The organism is Kitasatospora sp. NPDC058162, from assembly GCF_042884005.1.
GTDB lineage: Bacteria > Actinomycetota > Actinomycetes > Streptomycetales > Streptomycetaceae > Kitasatospora.
Window position 1 is genome coordinate 305,852 of the sequence record NZ_JBHVUS010000002.1, and the last position, 17,367, is coordinate 323,218.

A 17,367-nucleotide genomic window follows, 5' to 3' on the forward strand; every position below is an offset into this window, starting at 1 on the left:
CCCGCTGAGCCGTTGTCACCCATCCGGCGTGGAAATGCCGTGCCTTGGCGGTTTGCGCTGCCGAACCCGGGCGGCGGGTCCATGGTGGAGATGGGCGCGATCCGGCGACCGCGCCCGCGCGTCGATCCGGGCCCGACCCCCGGGCACCCGCCGCTTCCTCCGACGGGTGCCCGAAAGCGGGGCCCGTACCGGCACGCTGGGAGCAGGGCCACCTCGCAGGAAACCGAACGGTTCTTCTAGGCTCACATCTCGGCTTCCCTGCAGCGGTCCGGCCCTTGCGCCCGCCACCAGGAAGCCGCCGTCCACGGGGCTCCGGGCGGAACCGGGGCCACCGGATCGAGCGAGGAGGACGCAATGCCAAGCACGCCGCCCAACCGTTCCACCGCACTTGAGCCAGACGGGCCGTTCCGACGGGCCGTCCAGCATCCCGGCCGACCGGTGCGGTCCGGCCGGGCCTGGCACCCGGGCGGGAGCGGTCGGCCGGTACGGCCGCTGAATACCGGCTGCGGTCGCGGAGGCGAGCGTTGAGTCCCCAGATCGTCGGGTCGCCGACCGCGCCGGGTGCCGCGGAACCCGACCGCGTACCCACGGCCGTGGCCGTTCCCGTGACCGTTCCCGTGGTCGTTCCCGTGACCGTGACCGTTCCCGCTGCGGCCGATGGTGAGGCCGTGGCCGTCGTGGCCGGACCCGTGGTGGTCGGACCTGCTGTGGCCGGTTCGTCCACCACCGGTCCTTCCGTCGTCAGTCCTTCCGGCACCGGTCCGTCCGTCGTTGACGCCTCCGTTGCCGCTCCGGTCAACTCCGGTGCCACGGCGGCCGGGTCCGCCGCCGTCGGTGCGACTGCCGTCGGCGCCGCCGGCACCGCCGCCACGAGCGGCACCGCGGCCCTGCCCGGACTGCCGCAGGCGCTCAGCGCCCGGGCCCGTACCCTCGCCGGTGCCGTCCGGCGCCGTTGCGCGGACCTGGCCGGAATCGAATCGCCGAGCGGTGACGCTCCCCGACTCGACGCGCTCGCCGAGGAGTTGGAGGCGGGATTCCGGGCCACCGGGGCCATTGCCCGCCGTGAACCCGGGCCGGCCGGTGACCACCTGGTGCTGGAGTGGGAGGGCCGGGACGAGACCCTGCCGCACTTGCTGATCGTCGGCCACCACGACACCGTCTGGCCCGTCGGCACCCTGGCGGACTGGCCGGTGACCGAGCAGGACGGGCGGCTCACCGGGCCCGGTGTGGTCGACATGAAGGGTGGACTCGCCATCCTGGAGGGCGCGTTGGCGCTGCTCGCGGACCTGGGGCAGCGGCCGCACCGCAGCGTACGGCTGGTCGTGGTGTCCGACGAGGAGGTCGGCAGTCCGGACGGGCGGCGCCTCGTCGAACGCCAACTGCGTGGCGCGGCAGCCGTCCTGGGGCTGGAGCCGCCGCATCCGGACGGGCGGTTGAAGACCGCGCGGCGTGGCAGCACCCGGGTGCGGGTCACCGTCACCGGTCGGGAGGCCCACGCGGGCAACGACGCCCACGACGGGGTCTCGGCGGTGGACGAGCTGGTCGACCAGCTGGTCCTCGTCCGCGGCCTGGCCGGCCAGCCCGGTACGGAGCTCAACACCGGTCGGATCAGCGGGGGTTCACGGGCGAACGTGATCGCCGGACGGGCCGAGGCGGAGCTCGGCCTGCGATTCTCCACCACCGAGGCGCAGCGCCGCACGCTCGACAACCTCGCCCGGCTGACCGCGCTGCGGCCGGGGGCGAGGGTGCGGACGGAGGTGCTGTCCAGTCGGCCGGCCTGGCCCGAGCGGACCGGCAACCCGCTGCTCAGGCACGTGCGTTCGCTCGCCGCGGTGCTCGGGCAGCAGCTCGACGGCGCCCCGGCGGGCGGTGCCGGGGACACCAATCTGCCCGGCTCGCGCGGGCTGCCGACGCTGGACGGCTTCGGCGCGGTGGGCGCGGGTGCCCACGCCCGGCACGAGTACATCCGGCTGGACCAGCTCGCGCCGCGGATCGCCCTGCTGGCGGCGCTGCTCGCGGTGCCGCTGCCGCGGCTGCGGGACCGCGCGGAGGGGTGAGGAGCATCGGCGGCTGACGGCTGACGGCTGACGGCTGAGGCTGACAGGCGACAGTGAACAGGTGACAGCGAACAGATAACAGCTGACAGATTTCAGATTATGTCAGCTGTTATCTGTTTTCTGTTCGCTGTTCCCTGTTCGCCGCACCACTCCCTTGCCATCCCTCCGCCCCGCCGCGCAGAATGGTACCGACCGAACGGTCAGTCGGTTGGCGCCCCGGGCGCCGGAGCGGGAACACGAGAGGGGACCGTGGTGACAACAGAGGTGGCAGAGGCGGTCCCCGCGCAGACGCCGGAGGACCGGTTCGACGCGGTGATCGCCGCCGAGCAGCGGATCGAGCCCCGGGACTGGATGCCCGACGCCTACCGGGCCACCCTGATCCGCCAGATCGCCCAGCACGCCCACTCCGAGATCATCGGCATGCAGCCGGAGGGCAACTGGCTCACCCGGGCCCCCTCGCTGCGCCGCAAGGCGATCCTGCTCGCCAAGGCCCAGGACGAGGCGGGCCACGGCCTCTACCTCTACGCCGCCGCCGAGACCCTCGGCGTCGACCGCGCCGAGCTCACCGAGAAACTGATCAGCGGCCGACAGAAGTACTCCTCGATCTTCAACTACCCCACCCTCACCTTCGCCGACGTCGGCGTGATCGGCTGGCTGGTGGACGGTGCCGCGATCTGCAACCAGGTCCCGCTCTGCCGTTGCAGCTACGGTCCGTACGCCCGCGCCATGGTGCGGGTCTGCAAGGAGGAGTCCTTCCACCAGCGCCAGGGCTACGAGCTCCTGATGACCCTGATGCGCGGCACCGAGGGCCAGCGCCGGATGGTCCAGGACGCGGTCGACCGCTGGTGGTGGCCGTCGCTGATGATGTTCGGCCCGCCGGACGCCGACTCGCCGAACACCGCCCGCTCGATGGCCTGGCGGATCAAGCGCCACACCAACGACGAGCTCCGGCAGCGCTTCGTCGACATGACCGTCCCGCAGGCCGAGCACCTGGGCGTCACCCTCCCCGACCCCGAGCTGCGCTGGAACGAGGGGCGCGGCGGCTGGGACTTCGGTGAGCCGGACTGGTCCGAGCTGACCAGGGTCATCCAGGGCCAGGGCCCGTGCAACGCCCAGCGGGTCGACCGCCGCCGGGCCGCGCACGAGGACGGCGCCTGGGTGCGTGAGGCGGCTGTCGCCTACGCCGCCAAGCGTGCCGCCGAACACGCCGCAGCCGTCGAGCGGCACACCCCCGAACAGGAGAACGGAAAGTGACCGAGCCCCAGGCCGAGCCCGCGGCACAGCAACAAGCCCAGCCCCAGCCCCAGCCCCAGTCCAAGGCGGGCTGGCCGCTGTACGAGGTGTTCGTGCGCCCCCGGCGCGGCCTGAACCACGTCCACGTCGGCTCGCTGCACGCCTCCGACGACCGGATGGCGCTGCTCGCCGCGCGCGACCTCTATACCCGCCGCAACGAGGGCGTCAGCCTCTGGGTGGTCCGCTCGGACGCGATCACCGCCTCCACCCCGGACGAGCGCGACCCGTTCTTCGAGCCCAGCGGCGACAAGGTCTACCGCCACCCGACCTTCTACGACATCCCCGAGGATGTCCCGCACATCTGACGGGGGAGCCACCGTGCACGACCACACCACGTCCGCCACCGAGGACGACCACGTCTACCTCAGCCTCGCCGGGGCCACCCCCGGCCCCGAGGGCGAGGGCCGCTGGGCGTACGGGACGGGCTTCGCCGACCCGCTGCTCGGCGTGGACACCGCCCTGCCCGCCGGCCTGGCCGGTGCCGACCTCGCCGCCTACTGCCAGATGCTCGGCGACGACGCCCTGGTGCTCTCCCAGCGGCTGATCGAGTGGTGCACCCGGGCGCCCGAGCTGGAGGAGGAGGTCGCGCTCGCCAACCTGGGCCTCGACCTGCTCGGCCAGGCCCGGCTGCTGCTCACCCGGGCCGGCCAGGCGGACGGCTCCGGCCGCACCGAGGACGACCTGGCGTACTGGCGGGAGGAGCACGAGTTCCGCAACGTCCGCCTGGTGGAGACCCCGAACGGCGACTTCGCGTACTCGATCGCCCGGCTGCTGCTGTTCGCCACCGCCCGCGGCGCGCTGTACGAGGCGCTGAGCGCCCACCCGGACCCGGTGCTGGCCGCGGTCGCGGCCCGGGGCGTCAAGGAACTGGCGTACCACCGCGAGTACGCCACCGCCTGGACGCTGCGGCTCGGCGACGGCACGCCGTACTCGGCGGAGCGGATGCAGGCCGGGCTGGACGCGGTCTGGCCGCTGCTGGAGGAGCTGTTCACCGCCCACCCGGTGGAGCTGCGGGCCGGCGTCGACCCGGCGGTGCTGCGCGAACCGGTGCTGCGGGAGCTCGCCGCCGTCCTCGCCGAGGCCGGGCTGACCGTGCCGGACGTCCCGCCGCTGGCCACCGTGCTGGGCCGGGCCGGCCGGGACGGGGTGCACACCGAGGAGCTCGGTCCGCTGCTCGCCGAACTGCAGGTGGTGGCCCGCGCCCACCCGGGGGCGACGTGGTGACGGGCACCGCGGACGTGACGGGCACGGTGGACGCGTCGGGCACCGCAGGAGTGACGGGCCTCGCGGACACCGTCCGCGAGGCGGCCTGGTCGGTCGCCGCGGGCGTCCCCGACCCGGAGCTGCCCATGCTCACCCTGGCCGACCTGGGGGTGCTGGCCGAGGTGGAGGTGGGCGACGGCAGCGGTACGGTCACCGCCTGGCTGACCCCGACCTACTCGGGCTGCCCGGCCGTGGCCGAGATGGCCGCCGACGTCGACCGCCGGCTGCGCGCCGCCGGGTACCCGGACGTCCGGGTGCGGCTGCGGCTGGACCCGCCGTGGTCCACCGACCTGATCACCGCCGAGGGCCGCCGCAAGCTCGCCGAGGCGGGCATCGCCCCGCCGCGTCCGACCTCGGCGTTCGCGCCCGGGGCCGGGTCCGGGCCGGTCCCGCTCACCCTCGGCCCCACCCGCGCGGGAGCCGCGGCCCCCGTGCCCTGCCCGCAGTGCGGCGGCGCCGACACGGAGGAGCTGTCCCGCTTCGGCTCCACCGCCTGCAAGGCGCTCTGGCGCTGCCGCGCCTGCCGCGAGCCGTTCGAACGCGTCAAGGAGATCTGAGAATGCCCGCCGCCTCGTCCGCCGCCGCCCCGGCCGGCTCCTCCGTCCCCGCCACGACCTCCGCCACGACCTCCACCGCGAGCTCTGGCGGGGCCGTCCGCCCGGCCCGCCGTCCGAGCTTCCACCGGCTGCGGATCGACCGGGTGGAGCGGCTCTGCGAGGACGCCGTCGCGGTGACCTTCGCGGTGCCGGACGCCCTGGCGGCCGAGTACGCGTTCCGGCCCGGGCAGACCCTGACCCTGCGCAGGCTGGTGGACGGAGTCGACGAGCGCCGCTCGTACTCGATCTGCGCCCCGGTGGGCGGGCCGCTGCGGATCGCCGTCCGGGAGGTGCCCGGCGGGCTGTTCTCGCGCTGGCTGGTGCGCGAGGCCCGGCCCGGCGAGGAGGTCGAGGTCCTGACCCCGTCCGGCCTGTTCACTCCCGAACTCGGCGTCCCCGCCGACCACGTGCTGCTCGCGGCGGGCTCCGGCATCACCCCGATGCTGTCCATCGCCGCCTCCGTGCTGGCCGCCGACCGCCGCTCCACCGTCACCCTGCTCTACGGCAACCGGCGCAGCGACACCGTGATGTTCGCGGACGAGCTGGCCGACCTGAAGGACCGCTACCTCGGCCGGTTCCAGCTGGTCCACGTGCTGTCCCGGGAGACCAGGGACGCCGAACTGCTCAGCGGGCGGCTGGACCCGGAGCGGGTCCGGGCGCTGCTGGCGGCGCTGGTGGACGTCGGCGGCGTCGGGCACTGGTGGCTGTGCGGCCCGTTCGGCATGGTCGCGGGGGCGAAGGAGCTGCTCGCCGAACTCGCAGTGCCCGGCGAGCGGGTGCACCAGGAGCTGTTCCACGCCGAGGACGAGCCGCTCGCCGAGCGCGACGAGGACTGGGACGGCGCCGACGGCGAGGCCGGGGCCGCGACGGGCGAGCGCAGCGAGGTCACCGTCGTCCTCGACGGTCGCGGCAGCACCCTCACCCTCCCGCGCGACCGCTCGATCCTGGACGGCGCCCAGCGCTCCCGCCCCGACCTGCCGTTCGCCTGCAAGGGCGGGGTCTGCGGCACCTGCCGGGCCCTGGTCACCGAGGGCGAGGTGGAGATGCGCCGCAACTTCGCCCTGGAGGAGAAGGAGCTGGCGGCCGGTTACGTCCTCACCTGCCAGGCCCGTCCGGTCACCGACCGGGTCACCGTCGACTACGACCGCTGACTCCTGAGGCTCCTGACCACTTCGATGGTCGGCCGACGACGGCCGGTCGTGCTCGTCCGTCGACCGTCGACCGCGCTCACCCGGTGAGCAGCTCGGCGCGGTGGGCGGTGAAGAAGTCCGCGAGCGCCACCGGCTCGCGCCCGAGAAGGCGGCGGGTGGTGCCGTCGTCCGGGACGTCGAACCACCCCGCACGCCGGAACGGGTCGTTCTCGCCCCAGCCGGCCGCGAGCGCGGGCGGCACCCCGAGGGCTGTCAGGGCACCGGCCACCTCGTGGTCGGCCACCGGCCGGTGCCGGACCGTACGGCCGGTGGCCTCGGTGAGGGCGGCGGCCACGTCGTCGTCCGTCAGTCCGGGGCCGGTGAGGTCCAGGACCCGGCCGGTCGGTGCGTCGGCCCCGGCGAGCAGGGCGGCGCAGGCCCATCCGGTGTCCGCGCGGGAGACGTAGCCGACCCGGCCGCCGCCCGCGCTGCTCGGCAACTCGCCGCCGGCGACGGCCAGTCGGGCCAGGCCGGAGAGCAGGAACATGTCCGGCCAGACGTTGACCCGCAGCACGGTGTGGGCGAGGCCGGAGGCGGCGAGCAGGGCCTCGGTCCGGCCGTGGTCCCGGGCCTCGGGGACGGGATTGCCCGGATCGGCGGCCCGGACCACCGAGGTGTAGATGACGTGCTCCACACCGGCCGTCACCGCCGCCCCGACCGCGGCCCGGTGCAGCGCGAGCCGTTCCGGTGTCCGGTCGGCGCTGATCAGCAGGAGTCGCCGGACGCCCTTGAAGGCGGTGGCCAGCGTGGCCGGGGCGGCGAAGTCGGCCGCACGGATGCGGATCCGGCCCGCCCGGGCGACCGCCCCCGGAGTGCGGGTGACGGCCACCACCTCGGCCGGGTCGACCCGGTCGAGCAGGGCGTCGAGCGTCAGCCGACCCAGCCGGCCGGATGCCCCGGTGATGGCGAACATGTGAACTCCTCGGCTCTGTGGTCCTGTTGGAGCGATCATGGGTCGGGTGAACGGTTCGCCGAAAGAGGGAACATCCGTGTCCACTGCGTCTCCGGTTGCCCCTGGAGGCGGTGCTGGGGCTGCGGGAGTCGCCGGGCCGGTGTCCGCGGAGGACCGGGCGGGTTGCCCCGCGACCTCGGTGCTGCATCGGATCGGGGACCGCTGGAGCGTCGTCCTGATCAGCCTGCTGGCGGAACGCCCGTACGGTTACAACGAGTTGGACCGGGCCGTGGCGGACCTCAGTCGCCGGGTGCTGACCCGCGCGCTGCGCACGCTGGAGCACGAGGGGTACGTCCGCCGTACCGCCAGGCTCGAGCCGCTGTATCGCGTCGAGTACGCGCTCACCGGTCTCGGGCGGTCGTTGCACGAGGTGCTGGTGCTGCTGGGCGGGTGGGCCGAGGCCGAGCGCGACCGGCTCGGCGGCCGGGTGCCGGACGAGGGCTGATGGATCGGACGCCGATGAGCTGGGAGCTGACGAGCCGGACGCCGACGAGTCGGGCTTCGGGTCACACTGCGGCCGGGGCGGGGACCCGCGCGACCTCCCACGTGGTCTGCTTCGCGGCCTCGTGCGTGGCCTCCTTGGTCGGCTCCGGCTCCCCGAGCAACTTGACCAGGTCGTTGACGGCGGCGCGGCCCGCCCGGTTGGCGCCGATGGTGCTGGCGGACGGGCCGTAGCCGACCAGGTGGACGCGCGGGTCGGCGGTGGCGCGGGTGCCGGTGAGCGCGATGCCGCCGCCGGGGGAGCGCAGGCCGAGTGGGGCGAGGTGGCCGACCTCGGGGCGGAAGCCGGTCGCCCAGATGATCGCGTCGACCGCCAACTCCTGCTCGCCCCAGGCGACTCCGTGTTCGGTGAGCCGGTCGAACATCGGTCGGCGGTGCAGCGCGCCCAGTTCCTCGGCGCGGCGGTAGGCGACGGACGGGCCGAGGCCGGTCACACTCACCACGCTGCGCACCGGCAGGCCCTGGCGGACCCGCTCCTCGACCTTGGCGACCACCGCGCGCCCGTACTCAGGGGTGAACGGGCCCTCGTGGTACACCGGTTCGGAGCGGGTGACCCAGACCGTCTCGCCGACCGCGGCCACCTCCGACAGCACGTGGATCGCCGAGGCGCCGCCGCCCACCACCAGGACCCGCCGGCCCGCGAACTCCTCGGGGCCGCGGTACTCGGCGTAGTGCAGCTGGCGCCCCGCGAAGCGGCCCGGGTAGTGCGGGAGGAAGGGGCGGGTCCAGGTGCCGGTGGCATTGATCAGCGCACGGGTGGACCAGGTGCCACGGTCGGTCTCGACCAGCAGCCGGGAGTCGGGGCGCTCGGACTCGGCGCGTACGGTGCGCACCGCGACCGGGCGTACGACCGGGAGCGTGTGCCTGGCCTCGTACGCCGTGAAGTACCCCGGCACCACCTCGCGCGCGCGGGCCGCCGGGTCGGGCGCCGGGAGTTCGGCGTCCGGGAGGTCGTGGAAGCCGTGCACGGTGGCCATCCGCAGGGACGGCGAGCGGTGCGCCCAGGCGCCGCCGGGGGTGGCGTTGGCGTCGAGCACGACGAAGCCGCCGTCGACGCCCTCCCGGTAGGGGGCGAAGCCGCGGCGGCCGAGGTGGTAGGCGGCGGACAGCCCCGCCTGTCCGGCGCCCACCACCAGGACGTCCACGCGCCGCCGGGCGGCCTCGTTGCTTGCCTTGGTTGCACCGTAAACAGTCACGCACGTGAAACATCGGGGGGTCGGTGACTGTTCCCGCTCGATGACGACGGGCGGGGCCAGGGGCGGGCGCGACCGGCCTTCGGGTGCGGGCCGGGGCCTCAGCCGATCGGCGAGATCACCGCGGCGGTGCCGTACGCGCAGACCTCGGTGCCGACGTCCGCCGCCTCCGTCACGTCGAAGCGCATCATCAGCACCGCGTTGCCGCCGCGCGCCTTGGTCTGCTCGATCAGTCGCTGCATCGCCTCGTTGCGGCTCTCGACCAGGGTCTTCGTCAGACCCCTCAGCTCGCCGCCGATCAGCGACTTGAGGCCGGCGCCGATCTGGCTGCCGATGTGGCGGCTGCGCACGGTCAGTCCGAAGACCTCGCCGATCACGTGGTCGACCCGGAAGCCGGGGATGTCGTTGGTGGTCACGACCATGACGTCGGCGTTCGGGCCCTGCCCGCCGCCGTACTCGTTGATGTCAGCCATGGGGCCCATCCTGCCCGTGTCGTGCGTCCGAGTGACAGAGGCGCGGCCGGGCCGTGGCCGAGAAGGTCTCCGGAAGCTGGTTCGGACCGGTGATCGGGCGGCGGAAAAGCCGTACCGTAGCCCCATGGGCGAGCGAAGCGATCATCCGCAGGGGCCGGGCGCGGCAGAGTACTCCGGCGCGCCGGAGATCGAGGCGACCGTGGTGCTGGGCCTGCGGATCAACGACTGGCCGGCGCTGCGCGCGGCCGCGATCAGGGCCGTCGAGGAACTGGACTTCGACGGCATCGACCCGGCCGGCCAGCGCCGCGAACTGCTGCGCGAGGTGGCCGAGGACGCCAACGCGGCGCTCGGCGCGCTGCTCCACCCCGACCGGCTGGTGGCCGCCATCCCCGGGGTCGAGGCGATCGGCGGCACGCTGGAGATCAGCGTCACCGAGGACTTCACCCCGGACTTCGCCGAACTGTTCCCGCTGGACGGCGAGGACGAGGACGGCGGCGCGGGCGCCGACTGGACCCTCACCCCGCGCACCGCCTGCCTGCTGCACGCCCAACTGCTCGGCCTGGCCGACGCCGCCTACGACGACCTCGACGAGCACGGCGACGACCCGGTGGTCGACGGCGAGGACGTCGACTGGACGGTCTACGCCCGGCTGCCCCAACGCACTTGGCGGCTCCACCGGGGCTGGCGGCGCACCATGGCCCGCACCTTCGACGACCTGGCCGACGACCTCGCGCTCGGTGAATGGCCGCTGCCGCGCTGCCTCGCCGAGGAACTCGCGCTGCGGATGGCGCTGGTGGACGCCCGGACGCTGCTGGGCTCCCAGCCCGAGTCGGTCGCCGACATGATGGGCGACCTGCCCGCCGACCTGTACGACTACGACTGGGACGGCTGCCACGACGAACTGTTCGGCGTCTTCGGGCCGGACGACGGGGACCCGGAGCTCGGCGCCGAGCAGCGCACCGAGCTGCTGCTGGCCGCGACGCACCCCGAGGGCTGGTTCCTGATGTACGAGGACGCGGAGGAACGGGACCCGCAGCGCGGCTACCGCCGCTGAACGGACGTCGGGTGCGGCGTCCGGGCGTCCGGGTGGTCGGGTGGCCCGCCGTCCGGGCACGGCGGTGGGCGGGCGGCTAGGCTGCGGGCATGTCCGATGTGTCTCTTTCATCTGGTTCGTCCGGTGCGTTCGGTGTGGGCGGTGTGCCCGTGGGGGAGTCGGGCGCGGACGAGTCGGCGCTGGGCCGGATCGCGCTCGGGCTGGACGGTGTGCGGGCGGCGCAGCGCGGGCGGACCGCCGAGGCGCGGGCCAGCCTCGAAGCCCTGTGGGACGAGTTGGGGGATCGGGACGTCTTCCACCGGTGCGTTCTGGCGCACTACCTGGCCGACCTCCAGGACGACCCCCGGGCCGAGTTGGAGTGGGACCGGCGGGCCCTCGCGGCCGCCGACTCGCTGACCGCCGAGCGCGCCCGGACCTACGAGCCGGCGCTCCAGGTGCGGGCCTTCTACCCCTCGTTGCACCTCAACCTGGCCTCCGACCACCTCAAGCTCGGGGAGCCGGACCTCGCGCGCGAACAGCTGGAACGGGCGGTGCGGAGCCTGGACGCGCTGCCGGAGGACGCGTACAGCGCGGGGATCCGAGCGGCGGTGGACGAATTGCGGCAGCGGCTGCGCTGAGCGGTTGTGCGGTGCGGCTGCGCTGTGCGGTTGCGCTGTGCGGCGCGGGGCGGGTTGGGGGTGGCCCGGGGGTGGTGGTGGCCGGGCTGGCATGCTGGACGGGTGACTTCTCCGTTCGACGCCCCGGCCCCCGTCCCCGCCCCCGACGACGTTCCCGACCCCGAGGACCGCGACGGGCGGCCGCAGTACGTGCTGCCGCTGGTCGTCCGGCTGGAGAAGGCCACGCCGCCGGGGCGGACGGACGCGCTGGAGACCTCGGCGCGGGCGGTGCTGACGCTGCTCGCCGACCCCCGGGTGACCGAGGTGGACGGGGAGTGGACGGAGCGGGTCGCGGCCTGGGAGGACGCCCGGATCCGCAAGGTGGTCCGGCGGGCCCGGGGCGGGGAGTGGCGCCGGGCCGGGGAGCTGCCCGGCATCACGGTGCGGGGGCGGGAGGCGGAGGTCCGGGTGTTCCCGCCGATCCCGCTGGACGGCTGGCCGAAGGACCTCGCCAAGCTCCAGGTCTCCGGCACGGACCTGGAGGAGACCGCCGAGGTCGGTGCCCCCGAGCCCGGGCTGCCGGTGCTGTGGCTCAACCCGGAGCTGGAGATGAGCGCGGGCAAGACCATGGCCCAGACCGGGCACGCGGCGCAGCTCGCCTGGTGGCGGCTGGACGAGGCGCAGCGCAAGGAGTGGGCTGAGTCGGGCTTCGCGCTCGCGGTCCGCACGGCGGCGCCGGGGGTGTGGGAGGAACTGGTCCGCAGCGGGCTGCCGGTGGTCCAGGACGCGGGCTTCACGGAGATCGCCCCGGGCAGCTGCACGGTGATCGCGGAGCACCCGGCACTGCGGTGAGGGTGTCGGCGAACAGATGACAGAAAACAGATAACAGCGAACAGATTTCAAAATCTGTTCGCTGTTATCTGTTTGTTGGGCCAATACCGGGGATCAGGCCGCGATGAGTCCCTTCTCGCGGGCCGGGGTCTTGACCTTGGGGTTCTTGTTCGGCAGGGAGAGTCGGAAGACCTTGCGCCAGGCGGAGAACACCTGCTTGGGGAGTGGCCCGGTGACGTACTCCAGCTCGTACTTCTCGAACAGCGCGCGTACCTTCACCGCGACTTCGGCGTACCGGTTGCTCGGCAGGTCCGGGAACAGGTGGTGCTCGATCTGGTGGGACAGGTTGCCCGTCATGAAGTGCATGGCCCTGCTGCCGCTGATGTTCGCCGAGCCCATCATCTGGCGCAGGTACCACTGGCCGCGCGTCTCGCCCTTGACCGACTGGCGCTCGAAGACCTGTACGCCCTCCGGGAAGTGCCCGCACATGATCACCGAGTGGGTCCAGATGTTGCGGACCAGGTTCGCGGTGAAGGTGGCGGCCAGCGTGGTGAGGAACGACGGGCCCGACAGCAGCGGGTGGATCACGTAGTCCTTGAGCACCTGCTTGCGGATCTTGCGGCCCACGGCCTTGGCCCGGGCGCGGAACTCCGGGCTCCTGCGGCGGTGCTTCTGCAGGTTCTTGCCGAGTTCGAGGTCGTATGCCGCGATGCCGTACTCGAAGAAGCAGGCGTTGACGAAGTTCCACAGCGGCTGGCCGAGGTGGAACGGATGCCACTTCTGGTCCTCGTCGACGCGCATGATGCCGTAGCCGAGGTCGTTGTCCTTGCCGATCACGTTGGTGTACGTGTGGTGCAGCTCGTTGTGCGAGTGCTTCCACTGCTCGGCCGGCGAGACGTGGTCCCACTCCCAGGTGGTGGAGTGGATCTTCGGGTCCCGCATCCAGTCCCACTGGCCGTGCAGGACGTTGTGGCCGATCTCCATGTTGTCCATGATCTTCGCCACGGACAGGCCGGCGGTGCCGAGCAGCCACGCGGGCGGGAAGATCGAGAACAGCAGCACGCCCCGGCTGGCCAGCTCGAGCTTGCGCTGCGCCGAGATGACCTTGCGGATGTAGGCGGCGTCCTTCTCGCCGCGGTCGGCGAGCACCTCGTCGCGGATCGCGTCCAGCTCGCGGCCGAGCTCCTCGATCTGCTCCGCGGTCAGATGGGCGGTGGGGTCGATGGCGGTCAAGGTGCGTCTACCGTTCGATGTCGCAGGGGCCCGCCGCGGCGGACACGCAGGTCTGGATGAGGACACCCGGCTCGGCCTCGGTGATCTCGCCGGTGCGCAGGTCGCGGACGGCGCCCGCCTTGAGCGGCGTGACGCAGCCGAAGCAGATGCCGATGCGGCAGCCGGAGGGCATGAGTACGCCCGCTTCCTCGCCGACGTCCAGCAACGGCGTGGTGCCGTCCGCGTCGACGGTCTTGCCGGTGGCGCTGAAGGTGACCTCGCCGCCGTCGCCGTTGCCGGCGACGACGATGCGGGGGCGGAACCGTTCGGTGTGCAGGCGCTCCTGGAGGCCGTGTCCGGTCCAGTGCTCCTCCGCGGCGTCGAGCAGGCCCGCGGGCCCGCAGGCCCAGGTCTCGCGCTCGGCCCAGTCGGGCACGAGTTCGCCGAGACGGGCGAGGTCGAGCCTGCCGTCCGTGGCAGTGTGCACCTCGGTGAGGCGCAGCTTCCTGTCCGCGACCAGGCCGTGCAGTTCGTTGCGGAAGATCACGTCCTGCGGCTGCGGCGCGCAGTGGACCAGGACGACGTCGGCGAACTCGGTGTCGCGCAGCATGCCCATCACGGGCGTGATGCCGCTGCCGGCGGTCAGGTAGAGCACCTTGGCGGGCTTGGCGTGCGGCAGCACGAAGTCACCGGTCGGCTGCTCGAGCTGGATCAGCGTGCCCGGTGCCGCCCTGTGGACGAGGTGGTTGCTGACCTTGCCGTCCGGGATCGCCTTCACGGTGATCGTGATGCGGCCGTCCCGGCGGCCTGTCGGTGAGGTGATGGAGTAGGCACGCCACAGGCGCCTCCCGTCGACGTCGACCCCGATCCGCACGTACTGACCGGCCGCGTGGCCGCGCCAGCCCCGTCCCGGCCTGATCACGACGGTCGCGGCGTCACCTGTCTCGGGGTGCACGGCCTCGATGCGCCCACGCAGCTCGGCGCCCGCACGCAGCGGGCTGACCAGGTCGAGGTAGTCCGACGGCAGCAGCGGCGTCGTGACCATCTCCAGCAGTTTCCACGCCCTGCTGCGGAGGGCTGCACTCGTCATGACTCCAGCTTGCTGCGCCTCACGGCGTAAAGTCCTGACCGTAGGACGTAAATCTGGTCGGCTGAATTGTTCGCAGGGAACAGGAACGTGAGCCATGCAACCCGGAGGGCCAGCGAGCTGGTCCTGGACGAGACGACGGTCACCGCGCTTCGGGCCGCGCTGACGGCGACCGCCGACGAGGTCGTCGAGGCGATCATCGACGAGGTCCCTCCCTACGCCAACGCCCTCTCGGGGCGCATGGGCGCCACCATCCGCCGGGCCGTCCGCACCGCCCTGGGGCACTACCTGGACCGCGCGAGCGGGAACGCCACGGGTGGCGACGCCGGTGACGCGGCGTACGAGCTGGGCCGCGGCGAGGTGCGCGACGGCCGTTCGATGGATGCCCTGCTCAGCGCCTACCGCGTCGGCGCCCGGGTGGCCTGGCGATGCCTGGCGGCGGGTGCCGTACCCGCGGGTCTGCCCGCCGCCGAGGTCGCCAAGTTCGCCGAGCTGACCTTCGCCTACATCGACGAGCTCTCCGCCGCGAGCGCCGCGGGCCATGCCGACGAACTGGCCGCCCGGGGCAGGGCCCACGAGCGCCACCTGGAACACCTGGCCCGCGACCTCCTCGCCGGCGCGAGCCCGGACGTGCTGCTGGCCGCTGTCCAACGGGCCGGGTGGCAGGCCCCGGTTTCGCTGACCGCGGTCCTGCTGCCCGCCGCCCAGGCCCGGCCTGCCTACCGCGTGCTCGACCCGAGCACTCTCGTCCTCGACGACCTGCCGGACGCCACCGGTGTGCTGCTCGTCCCCGATGCCGACCGGGCACACCTCTTGCGGCAGCTGACCGACCGCACCGCCGTGGTCGGCCCGGCCCGGCCGTGGACCCGTGCGTCCGCCTCGTACGCACGAGCCGTACGTGCGCGCTCCCTCTCCGCTGAGATCCGCGACACCGAGGACCACCTGCCCGAGCTGGTGCTGAGCGCCGACGTGGACGCCTTCGCCGACCTGCGTGCCCGAGCCCTCGCGCCGTTGCGGACCGTGCCGGTCGCCACCGCACGGCGGCTGGAGGAGACGTTGCGGGCGTGGCTGTTGCACCAGGGCAGGCGGGACGAGGTGGCGGCGGCGTTGTTCGTCCATCCCCAGACGGTCCGGTACCGGATGTCGCAGCTGCGGGAGCTGTTTCCGGATCTCGCTTCGCCGGACCGGGTCCTCGAACTGACCTTGGCGGTGGGGCTGCGGGGCGGCTGACGCGTCGGCGGGGAGAGCGCCCCGGGCGGCGAACAGATGACAGAAGACAGATGACAGCGAACGGATAACAGATAACAGCGAACAGATTATGAAATCTGTTCGCTGTTATCTGTTTTCTGTCACCTGTCATCTGTCACCCATGGCCCGTCGCCCGCTACCCGTCCAGAACCGTGGTTATCCGCAGCCGTGCCTGGATGAACGCCAGCGTCTCCTCGCGTGCCTCCGGGGTGGGGGCCACGACCAGGGCGTAGCCGATCCGCTCGGAGGACGAGCTCAACGGCTTCACCAGGTCGCCGATGCCCCGGTTGAGGGAGACCCGCTGCACGAAGGGGTGGGCCTCGATCTCGGAGAGCCCCTCGATCCCGGTGATCCGGCCCGGCGGGCAGTCGGGGTGGTGCACGGCCGCGAACTGGACCGGCTCCCGCTGGATCAGGTCGTCGAGCGGTAGGCCGAGGGCCAGCCGGACGACGCCCTCGTAGAGGTCGAAACCGTAGGTCAGGCAGACCGCCTCCGCGATGTGGTCGCCGGGGGTCCGCACGGCCACCTCCATCAGGACCGGACCGTCCGGGCCCAGCCGGAACTCCAGGTGGGCGAGGCCGGTCCGCATGCCGATGGCGTCGAGAACCAGCCGAGTGAACTCCTGGACCTGCTGCGCCACCTTCGGGTCCTCGAAGCGGTGGCCGCAGCGGTGGGTCAGTTCGACGAAGTAGGGAGGTTCGGTGGTCTCCTTCGCGGTGACGTTCTCGAAGAGCACGGAGCCATCCCTGACCAGCGCCTCCCAGCTGAACTCAGGGCCGGAGACCGCACCTTCGACGAGCAGCTTCCCCTCGCCCCGGCGTTCGATCGCCGAGTCCAACTCCTCGATGGTGGATACCTGTTCAACACCGACACTGCCGCCGAAGGTGAGCGGCTTGACCACCACGGGCAGCCGCTCCGCCATCCACTCCCGGGCATCGGCGATCGAGGGGACCAGCAGGAACTCGGGCTGGCTCACCCCCCTGGCCGCACAGCTCATCCGCTGCAGTCCCTTGTTCCGGGAGATGGTCGCGGCGTGCAGCGAGGGACCGGGCACGCCGAGGCGGTCCTGGAGCAGAGCGGCTGCGGTGACGTGCGCCTCGGCGAAGGCGACCACCCCCTGCGGCGGGCCCTGCTCGGCCGCCTGCAGGGCACCGAGCAGCCAGGACTCGTCCAGTCCGTTGTCGACCTGGTAGAAGTCGGCCCCGGTGCCGACCGGCAGTCCCGGGAAGGCGGCCCGACTCTCCACCGCCCGGACGGTGCAGCCGATCCGCAGTGCCGCCTCGAGATAGGGGCGTCCCATCTGGCCCACACCCACCAACAGCAGTTCCGTCAAGTCAGATTCCTTCCGGTGTGTCCGGGGCACTGCTGTCCATCGAACATCCGAACCCGATGAACTGTGCGTTGGCGAAGATCCCCTATAGCTGTCTGACAGTCAAGACCCGTCCTGGCATGGGGATCCGTCACTCCCCGTCCCAGGCGTGCCGAGCGGGAAGGGTGCAGGCACCCGCGGAACGGGTTCGGAGCCGGTGTCGGACCTCGTGAACGCGCGTATATCGGGGCCGCCCGGGGTGCCGTCACTGACGATCGGGCGCGCCAATGCCCTCCGCCAGAAGCAAGCGGCAGTCAGAAACAGTCGGTGTCACGGACGTTGAGCACACCGGAGGTGAAACCACCGGCGATGGTGGCGGTGAGCTTGAGCACAGTTTGTCGCTCCGGGCCGTGCGCGCCGTAGCCGAGCGGTGGGGGATGTGCAGAGCACCTCGTCAAGGGCATCGACCAGTGGAGCGCGTTGGTGTTAGTGTGCGGAAACCGCCAACCACC

17 protein-coding genes are annotated in these 17,367 nt (G+C 72.8%); 11 read left to right on the forward strand and 6 right to left on the reverse strand.

Annotated elements, in window-relative coordinates; translation table 11 throughout:
* Nucleotides 1–629: 629 nt before the first annotated feature.
* The 6 genes from ACFVXG_RS04880 (at nt 630) to paaE (ending at nt 6,360) form a co-directional block, all read left to right on the forward strand.
* Nucleotides 630–2,057 carry a M20 family metallopeptidase gene (locus tag ACFVXG_RS04880; RefSeq protein WP_387924373.1) on the forward strand — a complete coding sequence of 476 codons (1,428 nt, stop codon included), beginning with the start codon at nt 630–632 and terminating at the stop codon, nt 2,055–2,057.
* 264 nt (nt 2,058–2,321) lie between these two features.
* Nucleotides 2,322–3,311, forward strand: coding sequence for a 1,2-phenylacetyl-CoA epoxidase subunit PaaA (gene paaA / locus ACFVXG_RS04885; RefSeq protein WP_387924375.1), 990 nt, complete (start codon nt 2,322–2,324; stop codon nt 3,309–3,311).
* 77 nt (nt 3,312–3,388) lie between these two features.
* Entirely contained in the window at nt 3,389–3,655 is a 267-nt protein-coding gene (gene paaB, locus ACFVXG_RS04890; protein WP_217680971.1) for a 1,2-phenylacetyl-CoA epoxidase subunit PaaB, read from the forward strand.
* On the forward strand, nt 3,639–4,574 hold the full coding sequence (gene paaC, locus ACFVXG_RS04895) for a 1,2-phenylacetyl-CoA epoxidase subunit PaaC (protein WP_387924377.1): 936 nt from the start codon (nt 3,639–3,641) through the stop codon (nt 4,572–4,574). Before paaB ends, paaC begins: the two co-directional genes overlap by 17 nt.
* Nucleotides 4,568–5,170 carry a 1,2-phenylacetyl-CoA epoxidase subunit PaaD gene (paaD, locus tag ACFVXG_RS04900; protein ID WP_387924379.1) on the forward strand — a complete coding sequence of 201 codons (603 nt, stop codon included), beginning with the start codon at nt 4,568–4,570 and terminating at the stop codon, nt 5,168–5,170. Before paaC ends, paaD begins: the two co-directional genes overlap by 7 nt.
* Before the next feature lie 2 nt (nt 5,171–5,172).
* Entirely contained in the window at nt 5,173–6,360 is a 1,188-nt protein-coding gene (paaE, locus tag ACFVXG_RS04905) for a 1,2-phenylacetyl-CoA epoxidase subunit PaaE (protein ID WP_387924381.1), read from the forward strand.
* Nucleotides 6,361–6,436: 76 nt separating this feature from the next.
* On the opposite strand, the gene ACFVXG_RS04910 is transcribed toward paaE, so the two are convergent.
* Nucleotides 6,437–7,312 (reverse strand): NAD(P)H-binding protein, encoded by an 876-nt coding sequence (locus ACFVXG_RS04910; protein WP_387924383.1) that lies wholly within the window; start codon nt 7,310–7,312, stop codon nt 6,437–6,439.
* A 139-nt stretch (nt 7,313–7,451) separates the two neighbouring features.
* Between ACFVXG_RS04910 and ACFVXG_RS04915 the strand changes: the two genes are divergently transcribed.
* Nucleotides 7,452–7,796: a winged helix-turn-helix transcriptional regulator gene (locus ACFVXG_RS04915; protein WP_387924385.1), complete on the forward strand. Its 345-nt coding sequence runs from the start codon at nt 7,452–7,454 to the stop codon at nt 7,794–7,796.
* A 61-nt stretch (nt 7,797–7,857) separates the two neighbouring features.
* Here the strand turns inward: ACFVXG_RS04915 and ACFVXG_RS04920 are convergent, their stop codons facing one another.
* Both ACFVXG_RS04920 and ACFVXG_RS04925 read right to left on the reverse strand, forming a co-directional pair.
* Nucleotides 7,858–9,048, reverse strand: coding sequence for an NAD(P)-binding domain-containing protein (locus ACFVXG_RS04920; protein ID WP_387924387.1), 1,191 nt, complete (start codon nt 9,046–9,048; stop codon nt 7,858–7,860).
* 98 nt (nt 9,049–9,146) lie between these two features.
* On the reverse strand, nt 9,147–9,518 hold the full coding sequence (locus tag ACFVXG_RS04925) for a YbjQ family protein (RefSeq protein WP_375890615.1): 372 nt from the start codon (nt 9,516–9,518) through the stop codon (nt 9,147–9,149).
* A 124-nt stretch (nt 9,519–9,642) separates the two neighbouring features.
* Here ACFVXG_RS04925 and ACFVXG_RS04930 point away from each other — a divergent pair, with 124 nt between their 5' ends.
* From ACFVXG_RS04930 to ACFVXG_RS04940, 3 genes are all read left to right on the forward strand, one after another.
* Entirely contained in the window at nt 9,643–10,572 is a 930-nt protein-coding gene (locus ACFVXG_RS04930) for a hypothetical protein (protein ID WP_387924389.1), read from the forward strand.
* 149 nt (nt 10,573–10,721) lie between these two features.
* Complete coding sequence (locus ACFVXG_RS04935) at nt 10,722–11,189, forward strand: hypothetical protein (protein WP_387924391.1); 468 nt, start codon at nt 10,722–10,724, stop codon at nt 11,187–11,189.
* A 102-nt stretch (nt 11,190–11,291) separates the two neighbouring features.
* Nucleotides 11,292–12,020, forward strand: a complete 729-nt coding sequence (locus ACFVXG_RS04940; RefSeq protein WP_387924393.1) for an aminoacyl-tRNA hydrolase — start codon at nt 11,292–11,294, stop codon at nt 12,018–12,020.
* 93 nt (nt 12,021–12,113) lie between these two features.
* Here the strand turns inward: ACFVXG_RS04940 and ACFVXG_RS04945 are convergent, their stop codons facing one another.
* Together ACFVXG_RS04945 and ACFVXG_RS04950 are read right to left on the reverse strand one after the other, a co-directional pair.
* A complete protein-coding gene (locus ACFVXG_RS04945; RefSeq protein ID WP_387924395.1) occupies nt 12,114–13,232 on the reverse strand; it encodes a fatty acid desaturase family protein in 1,119 nt (372 codons plus the stop codon).
* Nucleotides 13,233–13,239: 7 nt separating this feature from the next.
* Complete coding sequence (locus tag ACFVXG_RS04950) at nt 13,240–14,301, reverse strand: ferredoxin reductase (protein ID WP_387924397.1); 1,062 nt, start codon at nt 14,299–14,301, stop codon at nt 13,240–13,242.
* An 87-nt stretch (nt 14,302–14,388) separates the two neighbouring features.
* Here ACFVXG_RS04950 and ACFVXG_RS04955 point away from each other — a divergent pair, with 87 nt between their 5' ends.
* Nucleotides 14,389–15,528: a PucR family transcriptional regulator gene (locus ACFVXG_RS04955; protein WP_387924399.1), complete on the forward strand. Its 1,140-nt coding sequence runs from the start codon at nt 14,389–14,391 to the stop codon at nt 15,526–15,528.
* A 154-nt stretch (nt 15,529–15,682) separates the two neighbouring features.
* On the opposite strand, the gene ACFVXG_RS04960 is transcribed toward ACFVXG_RS04955, so the two are convergent.
* Nucleotides 15,683–16,879 carry an ATP-grasp domain-containing protein gene (locus tag ACFVXG_RS04960; RefSeq protein WP_387924401.1) on the reverse strand — a complete coding sequence of 399 codons (1,197 nt, stop codon included), beginning with the start codon at nt 16,877–16,879 and terminating at the stop codon, nt 15,683–15,685.
* Nucleotides 16,880–17,367 lie beyond the last annotated feature (488 nt).

Bases quoted from the DNA above. Each gene is read 5' to 3' on its own strand.
- ACFVXG_RS04910 (WP_387924383.1), bottom strand. From the start codon at position 7,312: ATGTTCGCCATCACCGGGGCATCCGGCCGGCTGGGTCGGCTGACGCTC.
- ACFVXG_RS04925 (WP_375890615.1), bottom strand. From the start codon at position 9,518: ATGGCTGACATCAACGAGTACGGCGGCGGGCAGGGCCCGAACGCCGAC.
- paaC (WP_387924377.1), top strand. From the start codon at position 3,639: ATGTCCCGCACATCTGACGGGGGAGCCACCGTGCACGACCACACCACG.
- ACFVXG_RS04930 (WP_387924389.1), top strand. From the start codon at position 9,643: ATGGGCGAGCGAAGCGATCATCCGCAGGGGCCGGGCGCGGCAGAGTAC.
- ACFVXG_RS04950 (WP_387924397.1), bottom strand. From the start codon at position 14,301: ATGACGAGTGCAGCCCTCCGCAGCAGGGCGTGGAAACTGCTGGAGATG.
- paaE (WP_387924381.1), top strand. From the start codon at position 5,173: ATGCCCGCCGCCTCGTCCGCCGCCGCCCCGGCCGGCTCCTCCGTCCCC.